This is a genomic window from Flavobacterium sp. CLA17, assembly GCF_013112255.2.
GTDB classification, from domain to species: domain Bacteria; phylum Bacteroidota; class Bacteroidia; order Flavobacteriales; family Flavobacteriaceae; genus Flavobacterium; species Flavobacterium circumlabens.
Genome location: NZ_CP068294.1, coordinates 4,671,240 through 4,694,052, shown reverse-complemented (window position 1 = coordinate 4,694,052; position 22,813 = coordinate 4,671,240). Strand labels below are relative to the sequence as shown.

Genomic DNA, 22,813 nt, shown 5'->3' with positions numbered 1-22,813 from the left:
AGACGTCCGCTCCCCCGTGAATCCTTCGTGTGTGTGACGATAATAAAAGTAAAAAACCTCGCGTAAACGAGGTTTTTTTATGTAAAAAACAAAAAAATGTAGAAGCTACGGGAACTGGTCTGTCTGAGAATGATATTTTTTATTTTCATCCGGATCATTTGGGAAGTACTTCGTATATTACCACTAAAAATGGTTCTGTTTCACAGCATGTGGAGTATATTGCTTTTGGAGAAGTTTTGTTTGAGGAACATAGTTCTAGTTTTTCTAGCCCTTATTTATTTAATGGAAAGGAATTAGATCGTGAGACCAACCTAAGTTATTATGGAGCTAGGTATTTGGATATGAAAACATCATTATGGCTAACGGTTGATCCTAAAATGGAGAAATATCCAGATATGGGATCTTATGTTTTTGTCGCAAATAATCCTATTAATGCAATTGATCCAAATGGTGAAGACATAGTTTTCTTTACTTCTCAGGGCGCCGAAATTAATCGTATCAAGAATGATAAAGTATTTGAAACATATGTTTCGAGTAATAAAGGCTCAATTTACCCAGGAACATCGCCATTTGGCACTTTTGTTCAAGTACCAATGCCTAAAACAATACAGACTTATACAGATGGTAATGGTAATACTAAAAATACGACAGGTTCGAAATATCAGAAATACGATTACATGATAGCAGCACTTACCTATATTTTCAATCAAAATAAAGAAATGGATATTGTACCTACAACCGGAGGAAAAATGTTGTCAGATGCATCAAGTAAGGTTCCAGATTTAGATCCAACAATTGTAAAGGCAATAATAATGGAAGAAACGGTTATGGGAAGTGGAAAAAGTGGCGGTAGTAATGATCCAACTCAAGACATAATGCAATCAAATGTCTATTATAGTTCAACAAGTAATGATTGGAATTCAGATAAAAAACAATTTGGCTTAACAAAAGGAGGTGGAGCAACACCTGCATAAAGTATCAAAGCAGGTATTGGTATCTTATTTCAAAAAGGTTTGAGGGATCCTGATAATGGAGGACTTACTCAAACAAAGAAATGGTTTGGAGGAGAACAGTGGGAAAATGCTATTAGAGATTATAATGGTTCGAAAAGAAAAGAAGATTATAAAGAAGATGTCATAAAAATGGTTGATGAAGCTAAATAAATAAATAGTAAAATTATGGTTAATATAAAATTTAATGTACTGTTAATTGCATTGATTATTTGTGGGTGTAATTTTTTTCAAGAAAAAAAAACTTCTACACATAATAAAAATAAATATATGTCTGTGGAAAAGACAAATAATGAGCATTTCTTGCTAAGAAACGTAACGGATAGTGTTTTACGTTCTCTATATCCTGATTCAACACAAAATTTTTTTTCAGGAGAAAAGAATTTTTTTTCAGTATATAAATATTCAACAAAAAATGCTAGTAGTACAATATATCATGAAGTATTAAAGAAAGAATATGATTTAAATGATTTAGAATGCACTTCTAGATTTAAAGAAACTAAAATTAAATTAATTCCAGACGGAATTAATTTAGCTGTTTTTGAAGATTCTAGTATTAAATATAATTCTTATCCAGGTAACCAAAAAGTACTATTTCTTAATAAAAAAAACAACACGGTTTCTTTATATCTTTCTGATAGTTTAGTTTTTTCTAATAATAAGACAATGAATATTTTTATTAATGTTAGAGATAAGATTTTTGTTTCAACCTATGATTACAATTTAAACGGCCAATTTTTTATAAAAAAAAGTGAAAAACTATACAAGAATATAGAATAATAACTGCTTCGGAAATAAACACAAGATGCTCCAAAAATTAAAAAAAAGAATATACCTGTTAATTGCCTTAAGTCCAATCTTGTATTTGCTTTTAGTATAGTAAGGTGGCCAATTTATAATTCTTTATTAGATAATTATGCTGTTGAAAAAGAAGCAACAATTATTAATGAAAAGAATATTCTTGGAAAGAGAGTAATAACACAAATGTTTACCTACTCATATGAATTTTCTGCAAATGGAAAACTATATGATGGGGATTCTAAAAAAAGAGGCTATAAGATAGGGGATAAAATTAAGGTCGAATATTTGGAATCTTTTCCAAGTATTAACAGAGCCAAACAGAAAAAAGAATAGTTGTAAGGATCATTTTATAGTTCAGAATCAAGTATTTTAAATCAAGATAATTAATGTTAAAAACAAAGGGACGGTATAATTCTGTGCCTTTTGTTTTTTAAGTTTGCGGGGGAAGACCATTTGGTGTTAAAAACTAAAATCGCTGAAAAGATAATCACGGGCTGCGTGGCTAAAAAAGTAAGTAAAGAAAGAAACCCTACACAATGATAGAAAAGATATTTGCAAAAAAGTGGATTTTTATAATCATGGCACTTTTATTAGTGCTGTTTTTAAAAGAAGACAGAATGATATTAAATGTTCCATTGACTCTAAATGTATCGGTTTTTGTGCTGTCGTTCGGTATCGTATTAATTTTTCTTTGCAGATACAATTAACGGAAAGGCAAAGAATAAAAGCAATACCATAATTGATCTGTTAGGAATTCTGATTTTGGCATTTTTTATATTTATCCTGCTGAAATTAGCGATTAACTACTATACCGTAAAAAGTGCAGAAGAAATAATAACTGAAGAAACAAAAGTACCAATAGACAATTTTGTTTCAGGAAGAACAGATTTACTTTATTTTTATTTTAAAGATAAAAGATACAGTGTACACTATAATAATACCAGTCACCTAACCAGAAAAGAAATAATCGATAAATATACATTGCATATCGTATATAGCAAATCTATTTTTGATACTTATGTCATTAAAAATTATACTATTGAAATCAAATGAAAAAGTAATACCAATTTTGAAAACGGTGTTCACAAAAATAGTAAGGACAAATGATTTATGAAAAAGAAAAAAAACGAAGCAGCTAAAGCAACTTTAAAATTAAAACCGGTAAAAGTAGAATGGACAACCAGGGGAGTATTAAAATTGCTGATTGCATTTATTATTTTGTTTGGAGCTTTTGCTTTATTCTTAGAATATAGTTGGAAGTCAAATAAAAAAGAAGTAAAATTTATAGAATCAGATTACTCCTATGTTAAAGCTAAGATTACAAATAAATCAACGTATAAAACATGGACTCTTACTGTTGCATACAAAGTTGGGGATAAAACATACAAAGAGTCTGAAGCTGTAAGAAATAATAGTTTGAAAATAGGTGATTCCATCTGGATTAAATATTCTAACACAAAACCTAATTTGATAATTATCGATTTGCAATAATCGGATTAGAAATAATAATGCCAAATAAAGGTACAGTTTAATACTGTGCCTTTTTTATTGAATTTTGCCGCGAAAACTCAGAACTCCAATTTCTTTGAGGAAGCTGTCGGTCTCAATCTGATGAAAATTAAAAACGCTAAAAAGAATTTTTAATAAAAAATTAAGCTTTTTAATTAACAAAATTATTAACTTGTTATAGCAATAGAAATGAATTCCTTGTTTTAGATAATTGCCGTTCCTTATTATTAAAAATAAAAAACAAATTATGCGAGTATCAGTAATACGAAAAAATGTAAAATTTACACCAGATTCCAGAAGAGTTGTTGCCCGATATTTTATGAATGGTAACGAACGGACCAAGCAAATGGTAATTCGTATAATGCTGCTCGATGAAAAACAAGTACTGCAAACTTTAGAGCAGACGCTTCGTGAGTTTGCCAGACGCCATCGAAATATTTCAGCCGTTTTTTTTAAACATTGCGAAAAAATAAGACCTGTAATCGAAGACATGCAAATAGATTATGAAGGAATATCCCTCAATCGAAAAATGCTAATAGGTTCTTTCTGTACCATGGAATATGCCATAGAATCGGCCGCTATTTTTAATCCTTCGATTGTAGAAGATTTTGACCAGACTGGTTTGGGAGCAGGCGAAAAACGGGTAGTCATTTCTTTTAGGGCTACGGGTGAAGGTCATATTTCCTCTATTGTTTTCAGAAGAGGAATTCTGGATAAGGATAACAATCTGACGATAATGAAAATTGGGAATCAGATTGATAAAGCGGAGATCGAACACAAGACTTTATTCAACAAGGAACGATTTTTAACCAAGTTGGCAGAAATGCATACCGAGGACAAATATATAACTCAGATTATGCAGGATCTGCCGGATGAATTCGAGTTTGCGATCCTCAAAAATAGTCTGAACACCTCCCTGGGTGATCCCTTAATCAGGGAAGAAAGAAAAATGGCACTGCAGGAAATACTCTGGTTGGCCAATTCATTTTATGATTTACAATTTACGCACGATTCTGATATTACAGAACGCGTTATATTTCCAATATCCGAATCGGAAAGCCGCGGTATAGAAGATGCCCGTTTTGTGCGCTTTGTAGACGATGACGATTCCGTTCGAATTATGGCAACTTACACCGCTTATAACGGACATACCATACTGCCTAAACTGATTTCTACCGAAGATTTTTACAGCTTCAGGGTAATGCCGCTGCATGGAGCAGGTGCCCAAAATAAAAACCTGGCCCTGTTTCCCAGAAAAATAAAAGGCAAATACGCCATGCTTGCCCGAATTGATGGAGTAAACAATTACATTATGTATTCGGACAGAGCCACACAATGGAATGACCCTGTTCTTCTTCAGGAACCCCGTTTTTCATGGGAACTGACACAAATAGGAAATTGTGGCTCACCGCTTTGGACACCGGAAGGCTGGCTTGTAATTACCCACGGTGTAGGTACAATGAGACGTTATTGTATAGGGGCTTCTTTATTTGATCTTGATGATCCGTCTAAAGAAATAGGAAGACTTTCAGAACCTTTACTTTCGCCTTTAGAAGACGAACGCGAAGGATATGTGCCTAATGTGGTCTATTCCTGTGGAGCCATGATTCACAACAACAGCCTTATCTTACCTTACGCGGTATCCGATTATTCGTCTACTTACGCTACTGTTGATATGGTGGAATTATTAGAGGCGCTGAAGAGCAGTAAATAAGAAAATCCGGTTGTTCAGACTTTAAAACGTAAATAATTCGATATAATCTATTTCCAATGCATTGCAGACTTTTTCGAGAGTTGAAAGTGTTGCATTGGCATTTCCGTTTTCGAGTCTGGACATATTGCTTTTCTCAAAATTGCATTTTGAGGCCAAATCCTGTTGTGAAATATTCTTCTTTGTTCTTATTTCCTGAATTCTCTTTCCGACTTTTTGTTGTATAGTTTGTTCCAATTTGAATTATCTTTTATGATAATCCAAATTTTGTTATATATTTGCTCAAACTGGTTATCTTTTATGATAACTAAAATATGAAATGGAAAAAAAATAAATATACAATCATGGAAACAAATGAAATTAAAAAATTAGAGAATCTTAGAAAATTAATTGCTTCGCATTTCAACACTTTAAAATCGGTTAATGATAAATCCGTAGCTTATAAGGCTCAAATTAAAATGCTGAATTATTATGAGCTGGGCTGTGCCATTACCAATATGTTAAAAATGTGTGTATTGGCACTGAATCAAGAGGAGCATAAAATTTCTGACATAAATCAAAATCAAGCTATTGATGTAGCGATCATTTTAGAAATGGTACTCGAGATGTTCCCTTTGGATGAATTTGAGCTATTAAGTGAAATTAATCAAATACGCATTGAAGATTTTCACAACGTTTGATGATGTGAGGACTTTTCGATTTCGCTCAGTTTGAAAAAAACTATAAAATCAAAAGGCTCCAGAGAAATATGGAGCCTTTTGATTTTATAAAAATGTAAAAATATAATTTAAAACTTAGTATTTACTTTTTTAGAACGGTCTGCAATGTAAGAGATCAGCCAGATGGTTTGCCCTTCCTTTACAAAATATATTTTCTTTGTGTCTAAATTTGGAATGCTTTCCAGACAGCTCAAAAGTATGTTATTGGCTGAAATAAGATATTGCTGGTCATAAGTACTCAAAACTCTGGCTGCTTCCTTATTGGTTTTAGCCAGGTTCGTATATTTGACAAAATTATTCTTTAATATTGCATCGTAATTGATAACATCTTCAAGGCTTAAAGAGATATAATGTTCTTTAACGTTTTCATTATAATACAGCGTTGCAAACGCCCATACAGCTCCACCGGATAAATACATTTTTTCTTTTTTTAATAAAAGAGGATTGGCATCCAGCATTACTTTTATCTTCTTACGCAATACCGGGTTAAAATCAAAAGACTTTTCCTGGTAGGTTGCCATATCATTCGCCTGGTTTGGATTTGCTACTGTTTTTTTTACGGCATCGGTAAGTGTCATGGTACCGAAATCAAGTTCCAAAGGAATAAACTCTAATTTGTCGTCCTCAAGTTCATCAATGTAACCGCCTTTAGTAGTTTGTGCACCAATATCAAGCAGGAAAGCGTTAGCATAATCAACAGGTGGAATAGCACCCTTAACAAGCGTTTTGGGTTCTTCGTTAACATTAAGTACCTCTAGATCTTTGTTGGTAAGGGTCGTAATTTTATTTTTTAGAACGTCAATGTTTCGGGCAGAAGAAAAAGCGGGAGCAGCAACTATAAATATATGGGCTTCCGGAACTTTAAATTCGGTTCTTATTTTGTTGATCTGCTCAACAATTATCGCAGTAATTTTGTTGATATCGTCTACAGGAAACTCGCCCTGAGCCGTAACGTGGTCGACAAGACTAATTCTTTCATTCGAGAAGTAGAGAATTTTATAATCTGCTTTTCTGATATTACTTACATCCAGAACCGAAGTTTTTATGGCTCTGCGCCCGATTTCAATTCCGGCATACAGATTTTTTTGAGAAAATGATTGAATGGAAAAAAATAAACTTAAAAAAATAAAAAGCAGAAGTTGGGGTTTGTTGTTCTTAAACATTGGATTTAATTATGATTATAATATAATTTGTTTTTAATAAAGATTTTAAGCTAATGATGTGAAAGGCATAATTTTGAATTCAAAATAGTGGCTTTCGATACGAGATTGCAAATTTATAAAAACATTTACGAACATAACCGCAGTTATCGGAAAATATAATATTTAATTATTGGGATAGTTTTTCGGAGTTCATAACGTGCGAAAATTAGCTCACTTCCTTTTGCTGTAAAGATTTAATAAAGCCTTTTTTATTGTGTGAAAATGAAAATAAAAATTAAGTTTCACACAACTGTTGTGGAGAGCAACTATTGGTTATTCTCCTGAAAAGGATTATAAAACAAAAGCGCAGTAGCAAAACAATTGATCTGATCAGTTTTACCTTTTTTAGCTACAAACATTCCGATTATTTCATAAACGCCTCCAAGTATTACAATTATAAAATGGACGCTCCTTACTGCCCATAACTTTGAAACTATCTTTTCGGTTTTACATAGTGCAGATTTACTATCTACAATAGTAAAAACAATCACCTTAAAAGGTGGTCAGTAGAAGAATTGGTTATTGATTGTAAAAGTAGGAGACATGAAAATTAGTGGTTTGGTAATTACTTTGAATGAAGAAAAAAATATTGGAAAATGTATTGATGCCTTATTGAGAGTTTGTGATGAAATAATTGTAATTGATGCCTTCAGTACAGATAAAACAGTTGAAATAGCCGAAGAAAAAGGAGCGACTGTTATTAAACAATCTTTTTTAGGAGATGGCCCTCAACGTTATTATGGGTTGCCTTATTGTAAAAATGAATGGATTCTTAATCTAGATGCTGATGAATTTTTAGATAAGGATGCGGAAGACTTTATTTTTGCGGAAAAATATTTAGAAGGCAATTATGACGCTTTTAGCTTTAGAATAAAAAACTTTTTAGCGGATGAACTGATCGATTTCTCAGGCTGGTATCCCGATCACACCGTTCGGCTATTTAATAAAAAGACAGCACATCCATCCAATTCAATTGTTCATCAAAGGGTGGTGGCCCATAGAGTTAAAAAGGTGCCGGTACATATTCTGCATTACGCTTGGGATTCTCTTAGTCAGATTATCATAAAAAAGAATCAATATTCTACCTGGCAGGCGCAACAGCTTTTCGATCAGGGTAAAAGAATAAAATTTTACAAGCCCCTTCTTAACGGAACGGTTGCTTTTGTTCGCTGCTATTTTTTTAAGAAAGGTGTTTTTAATGGCATCAATGGGCTAACATTTGCCATGATTCAGAGTTTCTTTTCTTATATGAAATACTTAAAACTTTTGAAAATTCAAAAACAAAACAAGTAGTGCGTTTTAAGATTTTGTCTCATAAATTAAATAATAATAATGTCCCTACTTCCCATTTTAATGTACCATAACATTAGTGAAACTGAAAGCAATAAATTGACCGTTCCTTTGCAAAAATTAGAGCAGCAGTTTCAGTATTTAAAAAACAATAATTTCCAAACATTTCATTTTGAAGAATTGGAGAAAATGAAAGCTATTCCCAAAAAAAGCATTGTAATCACGTTCGATGATGTTACTGAAAATCAACTTATTTATGCTGTTCCGCTATTAGAAAAATACAACTTAAAGGCTAGTTTTTTTATCCCTTTTTTTTATATCGGAAAAACAGATTTATGGATAAATAACGCAGGGATTTTCAAAAATAAAATCATGACAATCGAGCAGTTAAAAGGATTAGACAGCGATAGAATAGAGTTAGGTTATCATTCCTATGAGCATAAAAAATACAGTTCATTATCGACTTTAGAAATAGAAAGCGATTTTCTGAAATGTGAAGAAGTGATTATCAATAATGACTTAAAAGTATATCCGGTTCTGGCTTACCCACATGGCAATTATCCTAGAAAGGGTAATGAGAATGCACATTTTAAACAAATATTGGCTAAGAACAATATAAAATTTGGCTTAAGAATAGGGAATCGTCCAAATAGTTTTCCGTTTAAAGATCACTACGAAATCAAAAGAATTGATATTAAAGGCCAGGATAACTTGGTTACTTTTAGATTAAAAATAAAATTAGGCAAATTGGGGCTTTTTTAATTATTTTCAAACATAGGATTCAATGACGTGCCGGAACAGAATACAGGCGCGACAATTTACATTTAAAAAAAAAGCTCCAGATTTCTCTGAAGCTTTGTCTTAGTAGCCCGTAGCGGAATCGAACCGCTCTTACATGGATGAAAACCATGCGTCCTAACCGATAGACGAACGGGCCTGTTTTTCTAATGCGGGTGCAAAAATGCAACTATTTTTAAAATACACAAAAAAATATTTTACTTTTTTTTAATGATTCTGAAAATATTGTTGTCACTAGCTTCGCTAAACATTCTTATGGAAAGCTGGCGAATGTCTCCTGACTTCTCACCAATAAAGACAATCGACAAGGAGAAGTCTGAAAAAATTAGTAACAATCAAAATAGAATATTGGAGAGGGTAAGAAGTCAGGAGACTTCGCATATCGGATTTTGTATTTGGAATGATTTGGCAAATCCGAAAATAGAGCTTAATTTAGTCCCAAACCCGCTTTAGTACAAGAATGTTAGCGGTCATTGCAAACTAACTAACAAGTCACTTAGTCGAAAAATGGAAATTTTAAGAATTAAGCAAATGATTAAGAAATATTCGGTTTTAATATGCTTGGCAATTTCCGTGATTTTGATAGTAGTAGCAACCTTATTTTATCCGGGTGGCTCATTGCTTGACAAAAATTCTATAGGGTTTCAGTGGTCAAAAAATTTCCTAAGCAATTTGTTTGCAACAAAGGCGATAAATGGTTCAGAAAACCCTGGCAGGATTTGGGCAATTGTCGGAATGGCATTCTACTCGGTTGGATATGGAATTTTTTTCATCAATATGTCAAAAAAAATACCTTCAGGACAATGGGCCAATATTTTAAAATTTATAGGCGTGACCAATATATTATTTATTTTCTTAATTGCAACCCCCTTGCATGACCTGGGAGCAATATCGATTATTTTAACCTTGTTTGGTTTATTTATTATCACTGTATTTATCCTCAAGTCAAAACTTCATTTGCTTAAATTTTGCTGTATTATTTGCTTATTGACTTTTTACTGTTTCTTTTTCCTGTTTGGGTTTGGTTATTTGGATTTGGCAGTCATAATGCAGAAAGTATATAATGCAAGTGCGATACTATTAGTTTTAGGACTAGAGTATTTTACCAAATATGAAGACTTTACACAAATTAGATCGGAAGGAGAAAGAATATAAACAACGGTAATTCTAGGAGGTAAAATGAAGTGGTTGCAAAACAATAAAGAGACTTTAAAGTCTCTTTATGAAATTAATATATCTTATATCAATGATTATTTAGTAATCAATTTTTCAAGCCTTGCCATCATTTCATCTTTTTCTTTCAGCATACGCTCAAACAAAGCAATTTTTTCTTCGTGAAGTTTTTTGATCTCCTCAATCGGATTGTTATTAAAAACTTCAATTCTATTATTGAACATTGCATTATCCGAGAAATTACACGAAATTAAATTTACTGCTTGTTCCTCATCAAAATTCTGAAAAGCTTCCACGGGAATTTTTAATGCCTCCGAGATTTGATTAAGTATATCGTCTTCAATTACATCTTTTTGCTCCAGCATAGAAATTTTCTTTTGATTCCAGTCATTTCCCAGATCAAAAGCCAATGATTCCTGCTTGATGCCAAGCATTTCCCTGAAACGCTTAACGTTTCTTCCCTGATGTATTTTCTGTTCCATAATAGTATCCATTTTCTAAAGGCTCAAAGATAAAACCATTTGGGTTAAAATTGTGAGTTTCAAAGATAAAAAAATATCCGGTAAAACATCCTTTTTATCAGATATTACACCTATTTTAGTGTCAGGACTTTACCAGCAAGTTTAACGTAAAGTATGAATAAATCACAACATTTCAAAAATATAATTTCCCCGGCTGGAAAGTGCGTCCCGATCGTGAACACAATGAAACGGTGTCAAATAGTATTAAACAAAAAAAACTCCAGATTTCTCTGAAGCTTTTTGTCTTAGTAGCGGGAACAGGACTCGAACCTGTGTCCGCTGCGGCGGATAAGAGACCGATGAGCTATGATTTTTGAATTAGTTGTTTAGTAAATTCCTTCCAGCTCCTGTTTTTAAATATTTTTCTTTTTTCAAAGCTTCAGCTTTAAATTTGAAAAATTCAACATGAATAACAGTCCAGGGTCTAAATTTTAAAGTATATCCTTTTGTTTCAAGAAAATTGTGAGATTTAAATCTTTCAATTAAATTAGAAGTATAACCAGTATAACTTTTATTAAATTTTTCAGAATAAAGAATGTAAACCACAAATTCTTCCATAAATACAAAGTGTTGTAAACGAAAAAACACCACTTTTATGGAGTGGTGTTTTTCTTAGTAGCGGGAACAGGACTCGAACCTGTGACCTTCGGGTTATGAGCCCGACGAGCTGCCTACTGCTCTATCCCGCGATGTTTCGGGTGCAAAGATACGCCGATTTCTGAGAAAAACAACGAAAACTTTAAAAAATGTTTTATTTTCTGTATTGAGTTGATATGATTACCTTTGCACCCTAGACCGTAGGTCGAATTGTACGGAGTAAAAATAAATATTACGCAAATGTCACATAAAGCAGGTTTTGTAAACATCATAGGAAATCCAAACGTTGGAAAATCAACATTGATGAACGCCTTTGTTGGAGAAAGATTATCAATCATTACATCAAAAGCACAAACAACACGCCATCGTATTCTTGGAATCGTAAATGGCGAGGATTTTCAACTTATATTATCGGATACTCCAGGGATCATCAAACCGGCTTATGAAATGCAGGAATCGATGATGAACTTCGTGAAGTCGGCTTTTGAAGATGCGGATATTCTGGTTTACATGGTAGAGATAGGGGAGCAGGACTTAAAAGACGAAGCTTTCTTTTATAAAATCATTCACGCTAAAATCCCGGTTTTATTATTGTTGAATAAAATTGACAACTCCAATCAGGAACAACTGGAAGAGCAGGTAGCTTTTTGGACAGCTAAAGTACCAAACGCAGAGATTTTTCCAATTTCAGCCTTGCAGAATTTTAATGTGCCGGAAGTTTTCGGACGAATCATCGAATTGTTACCGGAATCACCGGCCTATTATCCAAAAGATCAGTTAACAGACAAACCGGAACGTTTTTTCGTAAACGAAACTATCCGCGAGAAAATCTTATTGAATTACAGTAAAGAGATTCCATATGCAGTTGAAATTGTAACGGAAGAATTCTTTGAAGACGAAAATATCATCAGAATCCGTTCAATCATTATGGTAGAACGCGAAACCCAAAAAGGAATCATCATTGGTCATAAAGGCGCTGCTTTGAAAAAAGTAGGTACCGAAGCCCGTGCCGATCTGGAAAAATTCTTCGGAAAACAAATCCACATTGAACTGGTTGTAAAAGTTAATAAAAACTGGAGAAGCAACGCGAACATGCTGAAACGATTTGGGTATAACCAATAAGAGCGTTTTCAGTCGCAGTGTTCAGTCTCAGTTTTGAATTGGAATTGATAATGGTTTCAGATTTGAAATTATAAAAACGGATATTCAGATTATTTTAGGTTTTGAAATTTCAGGCGTTTGTTTTAACTGAGACTTAAAACTGAAAACTGAATCCCTAGCCCTGATAGAAGTGGAAATCCTTTTGTGAAGCTTTAGCGCAACAAAAGATTGAAACGGATAGCAGGAAATAGCTCCTGAAAACACTCCTTAATATAACAGGAAAAAGAATAAAAAACTTAGGTACTTAGAAACTTAGCGACTTAGCCACTTTTTTACCTACCTTTGCAAAAAATTAAAATACAGCATTTTGGATTTATAAGTGATAGAATTTTAGGGAACTAAAAATCTAAAATCTAAAATCCAAAATCTAAAATTCAAAAAAATGAATAACATTGTTGCGATAGTAGGAAGACCTAATGTAGGGAAATCAACCCTTTTTAATAGGCTGATACAAAGAAGAGAAGCTATTGTAGATTCAGTTTCAGGAGTTACCAGAGACAGAAACTACGGTAAAAGCGAGTGGAACGGAAAAGAGTTTTCTGTAATTGATACCGGCGGATATGTTCGCGGAAGTGATGACGTATTTGAAGGTGAAATCCGTAAACAAGTGGAGCTTGCTATTGATGAAGCTGATGTTATCATTTTTGTGGTAGATGTTGAGGAAGGGATTACACCAATGGATGATGTAGTTGCACGCTTGTTGCGTAAGGTGACGAAACCAGTTTTATTGGCTGTGAACAAGGTAGATAATGCGATGCGTGAGAAAGACGCATTGGAGTTTTACAATCTTGGCTTAGGAGACTATTTTACTTTTGCCAGTATTTCAGGAAGCGGAACCGGAGATTTATTAGATGCTCTAATTGAATCTTTCCCGGTAAAACCGGAACCTGTTCAGGAAGAAGTGGTTTTACCTCGTTTTGCTGTTGTGGGACGTCCAAATGCAGGGAAATCAAGTTTTATCAATGCATTAATTGGTAAAGAACGTTTTATGGTAACCGATATTGCAGGAACTACACGTGACGCAATTGATACCAAATTTGATCGTTTTGGTTTTGAGTTTAACTTAGTGGATACTGCGGGAATCCGTCGTAAAGCGAAGGTGAAGGAAGATTTAGAATTTTATTCTGTAATGCGTTCGGTTCGTGCGATTGAGCATGCAGATATTTGTATATTGGTTATCGATGCAACCCGTGGATTTGAAGGTCAGGATCAAAGTATTTTCTGGCTGGCAGAGAAAAACCGTAAAGGTGTTGTGATCTTAGTAAACAAATGGGACTTAGTAGAAAAAGATACCATGTCAACTCGTGATTACGAAGAGAAAATCAAAAAAGAATTAATGCCTTTTACAGATGTGCCGATTTTGTTCGTTTCGGCTTTGACGAAACAGCGTTTATTGAAAGCACTGGAAGCTACGGTTCAGGTTTTTGAAAGCAGAAAACAAAGAATCCCAACTTCTAAATTCAACGAATTTATGCTGAAGGTGATTGAAGCTTATCCGCCGCCGGCAACAAAAGGAAAGTACGTGAAAATTAAATATTGTATGCAGTTGCCAACATTGACTCCTCAGTTTGTGTTTTTTGCCAATATGCCACAGTACGTTAAGGAACCATATAAGAGATATCTTGAAAATAAGATTAGAGAAAATTGGGACTTTTCAGGAGTGCCAATTGATATTTATATCAGAGAGAAATAAAATTCTCTTTCAGAAAGATAAAAAGCAACATTTTCAAATTTGAAAATGTTGCTTTTTGTTTTAGGTCATTCGTATCAGTTAACCATTATAAAAGAATAATTGCTCTTCCGGCCAGCTGCCATCAGAATCACCATAATCACCATTGTGTTTTCTGGTAGAGGAATAAAGCCTTACGATGTAAGTACAGCGTGCCATAGTCGGCGGATTGTTAATTTCAGAACTGGCATTGGTTCTTTGATCCACTAGGACAGGATTATCAATTACACCATCATTGATATAGGTTTCGTCAGTATCGCTATTCTTTTTTATTGTTAAAGAGCAGGTCGATAAATAGGGATGGTATAAGGTATATTTCAGATGTATAATTCCGGTAATCGGACTGCAAAGTGTACTGTCTTCCAGTTCTTTAATAGCTAGCTTTTTGTATATCGGATTATTATTAATTACAATAGAATTCAGCGTTTTTCCATCGCCTCCAATCACTCCAAAATCATTAGCGGCTTTGTTTATTACCTCACGGATTTCAAATCGTATGGCAATTTTTTCCATATCAATTTTGTTTGCATCAGGAACAATTTGCCCTGCATTAAAAATATTCGGAACATTTGGCTCCGTCGTTAACGTAGTGGTATCCAATGAAATTAGTGTGTCTTCTTCTATAACATTGTACAGCGCTAAATCTGCGGGCGTTAAACCAACGCTAATTAAGGTTCTCTCAATGGCATGATTGACATCAAACCAGCCTTCAGCATCAAAATCACTTTGATCGCTTTCCACAAAAATTTCATTAAGAAGAGGAGCAGGAACGATACGGCTTAATTTAGAAACAGTGCTTTTAACAAACAAACCAGGGGTAACGCCAACAGTTTTAGTAAAATTTGCTTCGGGAAGGCTGGCCGCAGTATTTAAATCGGTTGTATGGCTAACTCTAAAACGATATTCGATTGGATAACCAGATGCTGATTTTAAAGCTGCCTGTCCCGTTAAACGTATTGTTGAAAATAAAACGTTCTTACCTGAACCGGCAAAACCATTAACATCAAAATCATGAATACCTGTTCCGTAAGAAGAACTGAACGCATTTCCAATTCCTGACCACGCACTGGGAAAAGTTTCTTCGGGACGAGTCACCCCTATTTCTGAACATAAATTGACACATAGGCAGTAGCCCACATTTTTGCGTGCATCTGCTTTGGTTTCGTCAATTAATTTAGTTCCGGCCAATTCGGCTTTGAAGTAAACATCCGGACCACTTTCGAAGGAAAGAAAATTGGGATCGGTTTCTACATTGATCCACGGAGATAAAAAGGTCTTTTTAAAATCTGCAGCCGAATAATCAATTCTAAAATGTCCGTTAGCATCGGTTGTTGCAGCTCCTAAAGTATCATCGGTCAGGAAATCCGCATCCATTGCCGTAACTGTTGCATTGGCGATAGGTTTATTTGTTTTGCAGTTCATCAAATGGCCGCAAATAACCCACGCATCAAAGAAGTGACCTCTAATGTAGCACCACCATTTATGAGCGATGGTATAATTCCATCTGGAATTTTGGTCTTGTGCTTGTTTTTCAAGCTCTGCTTCCATCGATAAAGTGGTGATATGAAATTGTACCAGTTCCTCTCTTTTTGGTTTGGGATGTTTTGGCGGAACGGAACCACAGACAAAGTCAATATCGAAATCCGAATTAAGGTATCTTTCGTTAATTTCAAACTCAAAATCTCCATTTATATCCGTTGTTTTTTTGTCTATAAGTAGTCCTTTTCTTTGTTCTGCTTCTTCTTTGGTAACTACATGAAATGCGTCTTTTGCATTAGCAGGTGAATCTGGTAAACGTCTTTCTTTATACGGCAAGTATAATAAAACGTCAACATTTGATATAAATTCGCGACAGTCTTCGCAAACATATCCCCTTAAGGAACCTTTAAAAATAGTGTTCATAATTATTTGTTTTTAAATTGCCTACTCTAATCAGTTTTCGACTTTTCTGTCATACTCTTTTTAGGATTTTCTGAACGCTCCTTATTTTTTTAAATTATTGATAACAAAGGTTCTGTATTTTGATACAATAGAGATCAGGCTAAATACCGTTTTTAATCGGGCAATTTCCCCCTTTTTTAGTGATTTAAAATATTGTTTTTCAGGTTTTTATATTGAAATTGCATTAGGCGAAAAAGATTTTCAAAAGAGTTTTTCAAATGTCTTTTCAGAAGGCTTAAATAAATGTTAAAGTCATAATTAAACCTTTTCTTTTTTTTGTAGTCTTACTATTCAAATCAATTATCTTATGACCAGACTGTCTTACCTTGTATTCTTTTTTCTAGCCTATTTTTCTGCAAGTGCTCAAAATGATATTACTATTAAAGGGACTATAATTGATATCAATACACAATTGCCTCTCGAAATGGCTACCGTGTATTTTACAACCGTAAAAGATTCTACTGTACTTGAATATGCTACTACGGATAAGAATGGCGTTTTCAGGATTAATACTAAAAAAATTGAAAAACCGGTTTTCTTAAAAGTGAATTATATGGGATATCAGCCTTTGGTTGAAGAACAAAAGGAACTTTTGGAAAGTAAGGATTTTGGGAAATTATACCTGCTTGAAAGTGTAAACGCCCTTGATAATGTGGTCATCAAAACAGAAGCACCTCCCATTACCATCAAAAAAGATACTTTAGAATTTAATGCCGCTTCCTACAAAGTACGTCCGGATTCTAATGTAGAAACCTTATTGAAACAATTGCCCGGCTTTGATGTGGATAACGATGGCAAAATAACCGTAAACGGAAGGGAAGTGACACAGCTTCTGGTGAACGGAAAGACTTTTTTTGATAAAGATGGCGCGATTGCCTTAAAAAATCTGCCTGCGGAAATCATAAAGAAAATTCAGGTTTCGGATTTTAAGACTAAAAAAGAAGAACTCTCTAAGCAGGAATCAACTTCAGATTATTCGAGCATTAATATCACTATCGACGAAAAGAAAAATAAAGGATTCTTTGGGAAAATCCTCGGCGGATATGGCTCTGACGATCGTTATGAAAGCAGTCTGATTCTGAACTTCTTTAAAAACAAACAAAAGATAAGTGTTCTGGCCTCCTCCAATAATATCAACTCTACGGGATTTTCGCAAGATGAGGTATTTGATAATATGGGTGGCGGAAGAAATAGTAAGACTAGTTCTAAGGGTTCAGGTTCCGGAAGCGGGAAAGGAATTACACAATCGAATCTGGCCGGAATTAATTATTCAGATGACTGGACGGAAGATTTGGAATTTATGAGCAGTTATAATTTTTCGAATTCGGTTAATAAAAACGAAAGCAAGTCCAATCAGATTAGTTTTTTGCCAACAGGAAATATCCTGACAGCTGCAGATTCCAAAACGAGAAATGAAAACACCGGGAATAATGCTAATTTTGAATTAGAATATAAAATCAACCCGACAACCCGACTGGTTGTGGCTCCGAAACTGAATGAATCACATGCTAACAGCAAGTCGTCGTCTTCCACTTTTTCGGAAGATGAAAATGGACAGTCTTTAAACGAAAGTACTGCAGATTCGTACAACGAAAGCTCAAACACCAATTTTTCCAATAGTATTAATTTCAATAAAACTTTTGAGAAAGCAGCACGTAACCTGAGTTTGGTTTTCAACAACAGCAATTCAAGAAGTGATTCAAACGGATTTAATGTTTCTGAGACCATTTTTTATCAGGACAACAAACCAAATGATGAAAGAAACCAGAACAGCAAAAATAACAGCAGTTCTGATTCGTATTCTTTTGATGTGGAATACACAGAACCCGTTACGGATTCGCTCAGAATTAGATTTGGTTCTAATCTGGATTGGGCAAGTAGCGTAAACGATGCTAAAACGTTCAATTTTAACGCAGCAACAGATTCTTATTCGGATTTGAATGAATCGCTGACGAATTATACCACTTCAAGTCAAAATTCGGTAAGTCCTAAATTTGGGATTACGTGGCAGAAAAGTAAATTCACCCTGAACATGAATTCGAAAACGTCAATTATCGGTTATGATAATTACTCTTTATACCAAAATAAGGAGACCGATCTGAATAAAAAATATGCTTTGCCTTTTGGAAACCTTCAGCTTCGATATAAATTCAGCCGATCAAAAAACCTGACATTTAGATACGATTATTCGAACGCACTTCCGTCTGCAGTTCAGTTAATGCCGGTGCTGAATCTGACGAATCCGTTAAATACCTTAATTGGTAACCCGGATCTGGATCCGATTGAAAAAAATACGGCCAGTATCGATTTTAAAAATTTCGATTTCCGTACGCGATCCGGTTATAGCTTATATGTAAAGGGGGATTACTACAATAATGATGTAGTTTCTACTTCTATTTACGATGATAGCGGAAAAAGAACAACAACCTATGCCAATATTTCCGGAACTTATATTGCTTCCGTTGGTGCCAATTGGAATCAGTCTGTAAAAAGAGATGCTCACGCTTTGAGATACGGCTTTGGAATCAACGGAAGTTATTCCTTTGATAAAGGATATACAAATGCAGTCGTTTATACGGCTAAATCTACAGCAGTAACGCCAAGAGTTTACCTGACTTACGAATACGGAGATTTGCTCACGATTTCGCCATCGTACAGTTTATCTTATAATGAAACCAAATATGAGAACTTTACCAGGGACGCGAGTTCAAATGTAGTACACAGAATCAATTTGCAGACGACTTCCTACTGGCCGGCCAATCTGATTTTTGGAAATGATTTCGGTTACAATTACAATTCAAATATTTCAGGTAATTTCAAGAAAGATTTTTTCTTATGGAATACCAGTTTGTCGTATGGCTTTTTTGATAAAAAAATCTACGCAAAAGTAAAAGTATATGATATCCTGAATCAAAATCAGAGTGCTGTAAGAACCATTTCTGCAACCTCAATTCGGGATGAAGAGAATACCGTTCTAAAAAGATATGTAATGTTTTCCTTGTCTTATAAAATTGGAAATTTTGCCTCGAAAGAAAAAGAATCAAAAAGAAGACAAAGAGAAATGTAAAAATTTAAGCTTTTGTTTTTCGGTTAATCCGATGATAAACAGTAAATCGGATAATGTCACGATCGTAAAAATCGATACCGCTTGAACGTCTCTGAAAGCTTTTTAAATAGCCCAGTTCTAATCCGATATTGGGATTGAAATGATAGCGTAAAGCAGCATAAATACGGTTCTGGTCGAAGGTATTTCTTTTATTGTCTTTCCCGTAATTGAATAAAATTTCATCAGAAATAGTTCCTTTTATGCTGCGTTTGTCTTTTTCCCAAAGTGTAAACATCGACTGTAATCGGTATCTGAATCGAAGAGAAAAAGAATAATCGTCCAGTAGTTCCGTTTTAGTCGCTTTTTGAATAAAACGTTCTTCAAGCTGTAGACGGTTATGGAAAGTGATTTTTGCTTTATCAGTAATAAAGGTAATATCCTGCTGGCCCCGGTATTCCGGAACTGAAAAATTTGGATCGGTATAGGGATCTTGAGTGTTGACATTAAAATAAGCAAATCCACCGCCTAAATCTATTATTTTAGTGGCTCTGTAACGACCCTGAATACGTATCACAAAAAGATTTTCATGAACAGGATTGACAAAACTGCGATTGTCAAACTCAGAGTGAATGGCCCATTTTTCGGTTAGAGGAAAGATATTGTAGTACCGAATCCAGGTCAGGGTTTGTTGATCCGTCTTTGTCTGAGCCAGCAAAAAGGGACTTGTAAACCCTAAAAGGAATACTATTTGGAGGATTTTCATCTAATCTGTATAAATTCAGGCTGCGAATATAGGCAAACCCGAAAGTATTTACAGAAATTAAGATAGGTTTTTAAATTCGTTTTGAAAGCTATTTTGTGATTTTCAATACAGATCTCTTATAAAAAAACGGGATACGTTTTAGATCACGCATCCCGTTAATTGCTATTAACAAAAAAACAAAATTGTTTACAGAGAATATTTTAAAGTGATTCCGTACGTTCTTTGATCGCCTAAAACACCTGCATATTGTCCTGTATTTCCTCCTGCAGGTAATAATTGCTCATAATAATCCTTGTTCAGAAGGTTACGTCCCCAGAACTGAACTGATAATCCCTGAGAAGCACGGAAACCCAGACGCGCATTAAAAAGAGCATATCCCTGAACTACTAAATATTTTGAAGCAGAAGGACTTGATGAAAATTCAGAACGAGCATAAGAATCAACTGCTACGAAAACTTTACCCGCATTTCCGAAGAATCGGGCATTATCAGAAAGTTCACCGCCTAAAGATCCTGCCCATTTTGATGCACCAGGTAAATTAGTTCCTGAAACGTCTTTAAAGGCTACTGAAGCTCCTGTTTCTTCTAAAGGAAGCGGTGCATTGGTAAACTTCACATATGTACCGTCTGTATAAGTTGCGGCTCCATTGATCGTTAAATGCTGGCTCACTACAAAACTCGCATCCAGTTCAGCACCTCTTACACGAACTTTATCAGCATTGGCAAGATAACCACGATTGACACCTAATTCTGCTGCCTGAACGTTAGTTTGGAAATTTTTAATGTCCGTATTAAAGAACGTTAAATTAAAAATTGAGTTTTTAAAAGGAGACGTTTTTACGCCAACTTCATAATGATTTACTTCTTCCGGTTTAATTACGGCAAGTTCCAATAAAGGAGCACCAGCTGAATTGGTTGGAAGTCCCGCTACATTGACACCAACCGGTTTGTAACTTTTTGCAAAAGTAGCATAAGCATTGATTTTGTCTGTAGCTTTAAAAGAAACTGTTAAGTTTCCGGAGAAATCGGTATTGTCTGTATTTGATGCAAAAGCCTGGTCGCTGTACACTTGTTTTTTCAAAGCAAGTAATGCCGGATCTGTTGTTTGTAATCCTCCGTAAGTGGTACGGGTGTAATCTGCATCTTTTTTATCAAAGTTATAACGTAAACCTGGCAGTACATGTAAACGTTCTGTAATAGCCCAGTCCAATTGGCCAAATACGGCTGCACTTGATGCTCTTATGCGGGCATCTGTTTTGATTCCGTATCCTTCAAAAAGACCCGGAGTTTTCCATAAATTGCTTGTAGAACTTTGAGAGAATCTCCATTGTGCATTTCCGGATTCTTCGGTACCATTGGTTTGTGAAGTCTGATCAATAAAGAAGACACCCACAACGCCGCTCAATTTGGAGCTAAGCTGACCTGCATAACGAACTTCTTGTGTAAATTGTGTCTGTCTTGTAGGGTTTTGAGATAAGGCCAATACCTGCAATCCTGTAAAATCCCTGTCATTTGAAGGATCCCAATTCCAAAAACGCCAGGCCGTAGTAGACGTAAGTGTTCCACTTCCGATTTTAGTATCAATGTTAAGAGAAATACCGCCCATATCCTGTCCGGAACGCCAAGGCGTATCATGATCAATTTTACGGTCGAAAGCATTCTGACTTGGTAATTGGTAATTTAAATCAGCTATAATTGCATTAAATTGGCGGTAAGGAGCACGTTGAGTAGGAGCAACACCCGCAACAACCTGTGCATATCCGTCAGGACGCTGTGTTGTAATGTCTGCTGCCAGTATAATATTTGTATTTTCTGTAGGAGTATAAAGCAATTGCCCTCTGATTCCCTGATTATTGAGTGTATTGGTAGCTCTTCCTGTAGCGACATTATCAATTAGACCGTCACGTTGTGTGCCTGAAAAAGACAAACGACCCGCTATTTTTTTACCCAAAGCTCCTGTAAAAGAGGCTTTTGCCTGTAAAAAAGCATAATTTCCGTAACTCACTTCAAAGTCTGCACCAGAGGTAAAACTTGGTTTACGTGTCGTAATATTAAAAGCTCCCGAAGTCGTGTTTTTACCAAATAACGATCCTTGTGGTCCGCGTAATACCTCAATTTGTTCGATATCGATAAAATCAAGTGTTGTGGCAGCCGGACGGGCATAATAAACACCGTCCACATAAAAACCAACACCAGGATCTATTCCGTCATTGGTAAGTCCGAAAGGTGAACCTAAACTTCTGATATTGATTCCTGTATTTCTTGGATTTGAAGAGTACAATTGAACAGATGGTACCAGTTCCTTAATACGATTTACGTTAAAAGCACCCGTTTGCTCAGCCTGTTTACCCGTAATAACCGAAACGGCAATTGGCACATCCTGAACTTTTTCGATACGGCGTCTTGAAGAAACGACTACTTCTACCAGTTTATTTTCTTCGTTAAGAGTTACCAGTAAAGGAGTTGCCGGTAAAGTAGAAACATTGTATTCTGCTGTTGTGTAACCTGTGTATTGAATTAAAAGCGTCAGGGGAAGCCTTCCCTGTGTATTGATGCTGAATTTTCCGCTGGCATCTGTAATGGTACTGAAAGTTGTTCCTTTTATTACAACATTGGCAGCTTCCAAAGGTATATTTTCATTTGTTGTTACGACACCTTCTATGTTTTGAGCGAATGCGATAGAGAAGGTTAAAAAAGACAATAGTGTAAGTATATTTTTTATAGATGTTTTCATTTTATATTAAGTATATGTAATTAGTAGAATTTAAATTAAATTTTTTTTACCAACACATACACATTAAAGAAGAATGGTTTTTCACTGTTGTGAATTGACTGTTTTGCAA

20 protein-coding genes and 2 tRNA genes are annotated in these 22,813 nt (G+C 34.8%); 13 read left to right on the top strand and 9 right to left on the bottom strand.

From position 1 onward, the window contains the following. The first annotated feature begins 29 nt into the window (after positions 1-29). The 6 genes from HAV12_RS19265 to HAV12_RS19240 all read left to right on the top strand — a co-directional run bounded on the left by HAV12_RS19265 (position 30) and on the right by HAV12_RS19240 (position 5,034). Positions 30-974 carry an RHS repeat domain-containing protein gene (locus HAV12_RS19265; protein WP_240345194.1) on the top strand — a complete coding sequence of 315 codons (945 nt, stop codon included), beginning with the start codon at positions 30-32 and terminating at the stop codon, positions 972-974. 39 nt (positions 975-1,013) lie between these two features. After that, positions 1,014-1,163: a hypothetical protein gene (locus HAV12_RS19260; RefSeq protein WP_171571062.1), complete on the top strand. Its 150-nt coding sequence runs from the start codon at positions 1,014-1,016 to the stop codon at positions 1,161-1,163. A 15-nt stretch (positions 1,164-1,178) separates the two neighbouring features. Then, positions 1,179-1,790, top strand: coding sequence for a hypothetical protein (locus tag HAV12_RS19255; protein WP_171571061.1), 612 nt, complete (start codon positions 1,179-1,181; stop codon positions 1,788-1,790). 783 nt (positions 1,791-2,573) lie between these two features. Further along, positions 2,574-2,864, top strand: a complete 291-nt coding sequence (locus HAV12_RS19250; RefSeq protein ID WP_171571060.1) for a hypothetical protein — start codon at positions 2,574-2,576, stop codon at positions 2,862-2,864. A 57-nt stretch (positions 2,865-2,921) separates the two neighbouring features. Further along, positions 2,922-3,302, top strand: a complete 381-nt coding sequence (locus tag HAV12_RS19245; protein WP_171571059.1) for a hypothetical protein — start codon at positions 2,922-2,924, stop codon at positions 3,300-3,302. Between the two features lie 265 nt (positions 3,303-3,567). After that, positions 3,568-5,034 (top strand): glycoside hydrolase family 130 protein, encoded by a 1,467-nt coding sequence (locus tag HAV12_RS19240; protein WP_171571058.1) that lies wholly within the window; start codon positions 3,568-3,570, stop codon positions 5,032-5,034. Between the two features lie 21 nt (positions 5,035-5,055). On the opposite strand, the gene HAV12_RS19235 is transcribed toward HAV12_RS19240, so the two are convergent. After that, on the bottom strand, positions 5,056-5,268 hold the full coding sequence (locus tag HAV12_RS19235) for a helix-turn-helix domain-containing protein (RefSeq protein WP_171571057.1): 213 nt from the start codon (positions 5,266-5,268) through the stop codon (positions 5,056-5,058). 77 nt (positions 5,269-5,345) lie between these two features. On the opposite strand from HAV12_RS19235, the gene HAV12_RS19230 reads away from it, so the two are divergent. After that, positions 5,346-5,711 (top strand): hypothetical protein, encoded by a 366-nt coding sequence (locus tag HAV12_RS19230; RefSeq protein WP_240345193.1) that lies wholly within the window; start codon positions 5,346-5,348, stop codon positions 5,709-5,711. 107 nt (positions 5,712-5,818) lie between these two features. Here HAV12_RS19230 and HAV12_RS19225 read toward each other — a convergent pair whose 3' ends face one another. After that, on the bottom strand, positions 5,819-6,913 hold the full coding sequence (locus tag HAV12_RS19225) for an exopolyphosphatase (RefSeq protein WP_171571055.1): 1,095 nt from the start codon (positions 6,911-6,913) through the stop codon (positions 5,819-5,821). Positions 6,914-7,495: 582 nt separating this feature from the next. On the opposite strand from HAV12_RS19225, the gene HAV12_RS19220 reads away from it, so the two are divergent. After that, positions 7,496-8,245, top strand: coding sequence for a glycosyltransferase family 2 protein (locus HAV12_RS19220; RefSeq protein WP_171571054.1), 750 nt, complete (start codon positions 7,496-7,498; stop codon positions 8,243-8,245). Positions 8,246-8,284: 39 nt separating this feature from the next. Further along, entirely contained in the window at positions 8,285-9,004 is a 720-nt protein-coding gene (locus tag HAV12_RS19215; RefSeq protein ID WP_171571053.1) for a polysaccharide deacetylase family protein, read from the top strand. 103 nt (positions 9,005-9,107) lie between these two features. Here HAV12_RS19215 and HAV12_RS19210 read toward each other — a convergent pair. Further along, a tRNA-Glu gene (locus HAV12_RS19210) sits at positions 9,108-9,179 on the bottom strand. A 368-nt stretch (positions 9,180-9,547) separates the two neighbouring features. Between HAV12_RS19210 and HAV12_RS19205 the strand changes: the two genes are divergently transcribed. Continuing rightward, positions 9,548-10,195: a hypothetical protein gene (locus HAV12_RS19205; RefSeq protein WP_197984819.1), complete on the top strand. Its 648-nt coding sequence runs from the start codon at positions 9,548-9,550 to the stop codon at positions 10,193-10,195. Positions 10,196-10,290: 95 nt separating this feature from the next. Here the strand turns inward: HAV12_RS19205 and HAV12_RS19200 are convergent, their stop codons facing one another. The 3 genes from HAV12_RS19200 to HAV12_RS19190 all read right to left on the bottom strand — a co-directional run bounded on the left by HAV12_RS19200 (position 10,291) and on the right by HAV12_RS19190 (position 11,423). Further along, positions 10,291-10,695: a helix-turn-helix transcriptional regulator gene (locus HAV12_RS19200; protein ID WP_171571052.1), complete on the bottom strand. Its 405-nt coding sequence runs from the start codon at positions 10,693-10,695 to the stop codon at positions 10,291-10,293. 357 nt (positions 10,696-11,052) lie between these two features. Then, positions 11,053-11,292, bottom strand: a complete 240-nt coding sequence (locus HAV12_RS19195; RefSeq protein ID WP_171571051.1) for a GIY-YIG nuclease family protein — start codon at positions 11,290-11,292, stop codon at positions 11,053-11,055. A gap of 58 nt (positions 11,293-11,350) precedes the next feature. Continuing rightward, positions 11,351-11,423 (bottom strand) — tRNA-Met (locus HAV12_RS19190). Between the two features lie 148 nt (positions 11,424-11,571). Here HAV12_RS19190 and era point away from each other — a divergent pair. Together era and der are read left to right on the top strand one after the other, a co-directional pair. Next, positions 11,572-12,453, top strand: coding sequence for a GTPase Era (era, locus tag HAV12_RS19185; protein ID WP_171571050.1), 882 nt, complete (start codon positions 11,572-11,574; stop codon positions 12,451-12,453). Positions 12,454-12,874: 421 nt separating this feature from the next. Continuing rightward, complete coding sequence (gene der, locus HAV12_RS19180; RefSeq protein WP_132038131.1) at positions 12,875-14,185, top strand: ribosome biogenesis GTPase Der; 1,311 nt, start codon at positions 12,875-12,877, stop codon at positions 14,183-14,185. Positions 14,186-14,263: 78 nt separating this feature from the next. Here the strand turns inward: der and HAV12_RS19175 are convergent, their stop codons facing one another. Further along, positions 14,264-16,123, bottom strand: a complete 1,860-nt coding sequence (locus tag HAV12_RS19175) for a hypothetical protein (protein WP_171571049.1) — start codon at positions 16,121-16,123, stop codon at positions 14,264-14,266. Between the two features lie 346 nt (positions 16,124-16,469). On the opposite strand from HAV12_RS19175, the gene HAV12_RS19170 reads away from it, so the two are divergent. Then, on the top strand, positions 16,470-19,229 hold the full coding sequence (locus HAV12_RS19170) for an outer membrane beta-barrel protein (RefSeq protein ID WP_171571048.1): 2,760 nt from the start codon (positions 16,470-16,472) through the stop codon (positions 19,227-19,229). Positions 19,230-19,233: 4 nt separating this feature from the next. Here the strand turns inward: HAV12_RS19170 and HAV12_RS19165 are convergent, their stop codons facing one another. After that, positions 19,234-19,971, bottom strand: coding sequence for a DUF2490 domain-containing protein (locus HAV12_RS19165; protein WP_171571047.1), 738 nt, complete (start codon positions 19,969-19,971; stop codon positions 19,234-19,236). Positions 19,972-20,157: 186 nt separating this feature from the next. Continuing rightward, a complete protein-coding gene (locus HAV12_RS19160) occupies positions 20,158-22,704 on the bottom strand; it encodes a TonB-dependent receptor (RefSeq protein ID WP_171571046.1) in 2,547 nt (848 codons plus the stop codon). Positions 22,705-22,813 lie beyond the last annotated feature (109 nt).

Coding starts and splice junctions, on each gene's coding strand:
- HAV12_RS19165 (WP_171571047.1), bottom strand. CDS start 19,971: ATGAAAATCCTCCAAATAGTATTCCTTTTAGGGTTTACAAGTCCCTTT.
- HAV12_RS19200 (WP_171571052.1), bottom strand. CDS start 10,695: ATGGAACAGAAAATACATCAGGGAAGAAACGTTAAGCGTTTCAGGGAA.
- HAV12_RS19195 (WP_171571051.1), bottom strand. CDS start 11,292: ATGGAAGAATTTGTGGTTTACATTCTTTATTCTGAAAAATTTAATAAA.
- HAV12_RS19225 (WP_171571055.1), bottom strand. CDS start 6,913: ATGTTTAAGAACAACAAACCCCAACTTCTGCTTTTTATTTTTTTAAGT.
- HAV12_RS19170 (WP_171571048.1), top strand. CDS start 16,470: ATGACCAGACTGTCTTACCTTGTATTCTTTTTTCTAGCCTATTTTTCT.
- HAV12_RS19240 (WP_171571058.1), top strand. CDS start 3,568: ATGCGAGTATCAGTAATACGAAAAAATGTAAAATTTACACCAGATTCC.
- HAV12_RS19175 (WP_171571049.1), bottom strand. CDS start 16,123: ATGAACACTATTTTTAAAGGTTCCTTAAGGGGATATGTTTGCGAAGAC.
- HAV12_RS19215 (WP_171571053.1), top strand. CDS start 8,285: ATGTCCCTACTTCCCATTTTAATGTACCATAACATTAGTGAAACTGAA.
- HAV12_RS19245 (WP_171571059.1), top strand. CDS start 2,922: ATGAAAAAGAAAAAAAACGAAGCAGCTAAAGCAACTTTAAAATTAAAA.
- der (WP_132038131.1), top strand. CDS start 12,875: ATGAATAACATTGTTGCGATAGTAGGAAGACCTAATGTAGGGAAATCA.
- era (WP_171571050.1), top strand. CDS start 11,572: ATGTCACATAAAGCAGGTTTTGTAAACATCATAGGAAATCCAAACGTT.
- HAV12_RS19230 (WP_240345193.1), top strand. CDS start 5,346: ATGAAATGGAAAAAAAATAAATATACAATCATGGAAACAAATGAAATT.
- HAV12_RS19220 (WP_171571054.1), top strand. CDS start 7,496: ATGAAAATTAGTGGTTTGGTAATTACTTTGAATGAAGAAAAAAATATT.
- HAV12_RS19255 (WP_171571061.1), top strand. CDS start 1,179: ATGGTTAATATAAAATTTAATGTACTGTTAATTGCATTGATTATTTGT.
- HAV12_RS19205 (WP_197984819.1), top strand. CDS start 9,548: ATGGAAATTTTAAGAATTAAGCAAATGATTAAGAAATATTCGGTTTTA.
- HAV12_RS19160 (WP_171571046.1), bottom strand. CDS start 22,704: ATGAAAACATCTATAAAAAATATACTTACACTATTGTCTTTTTTAACC.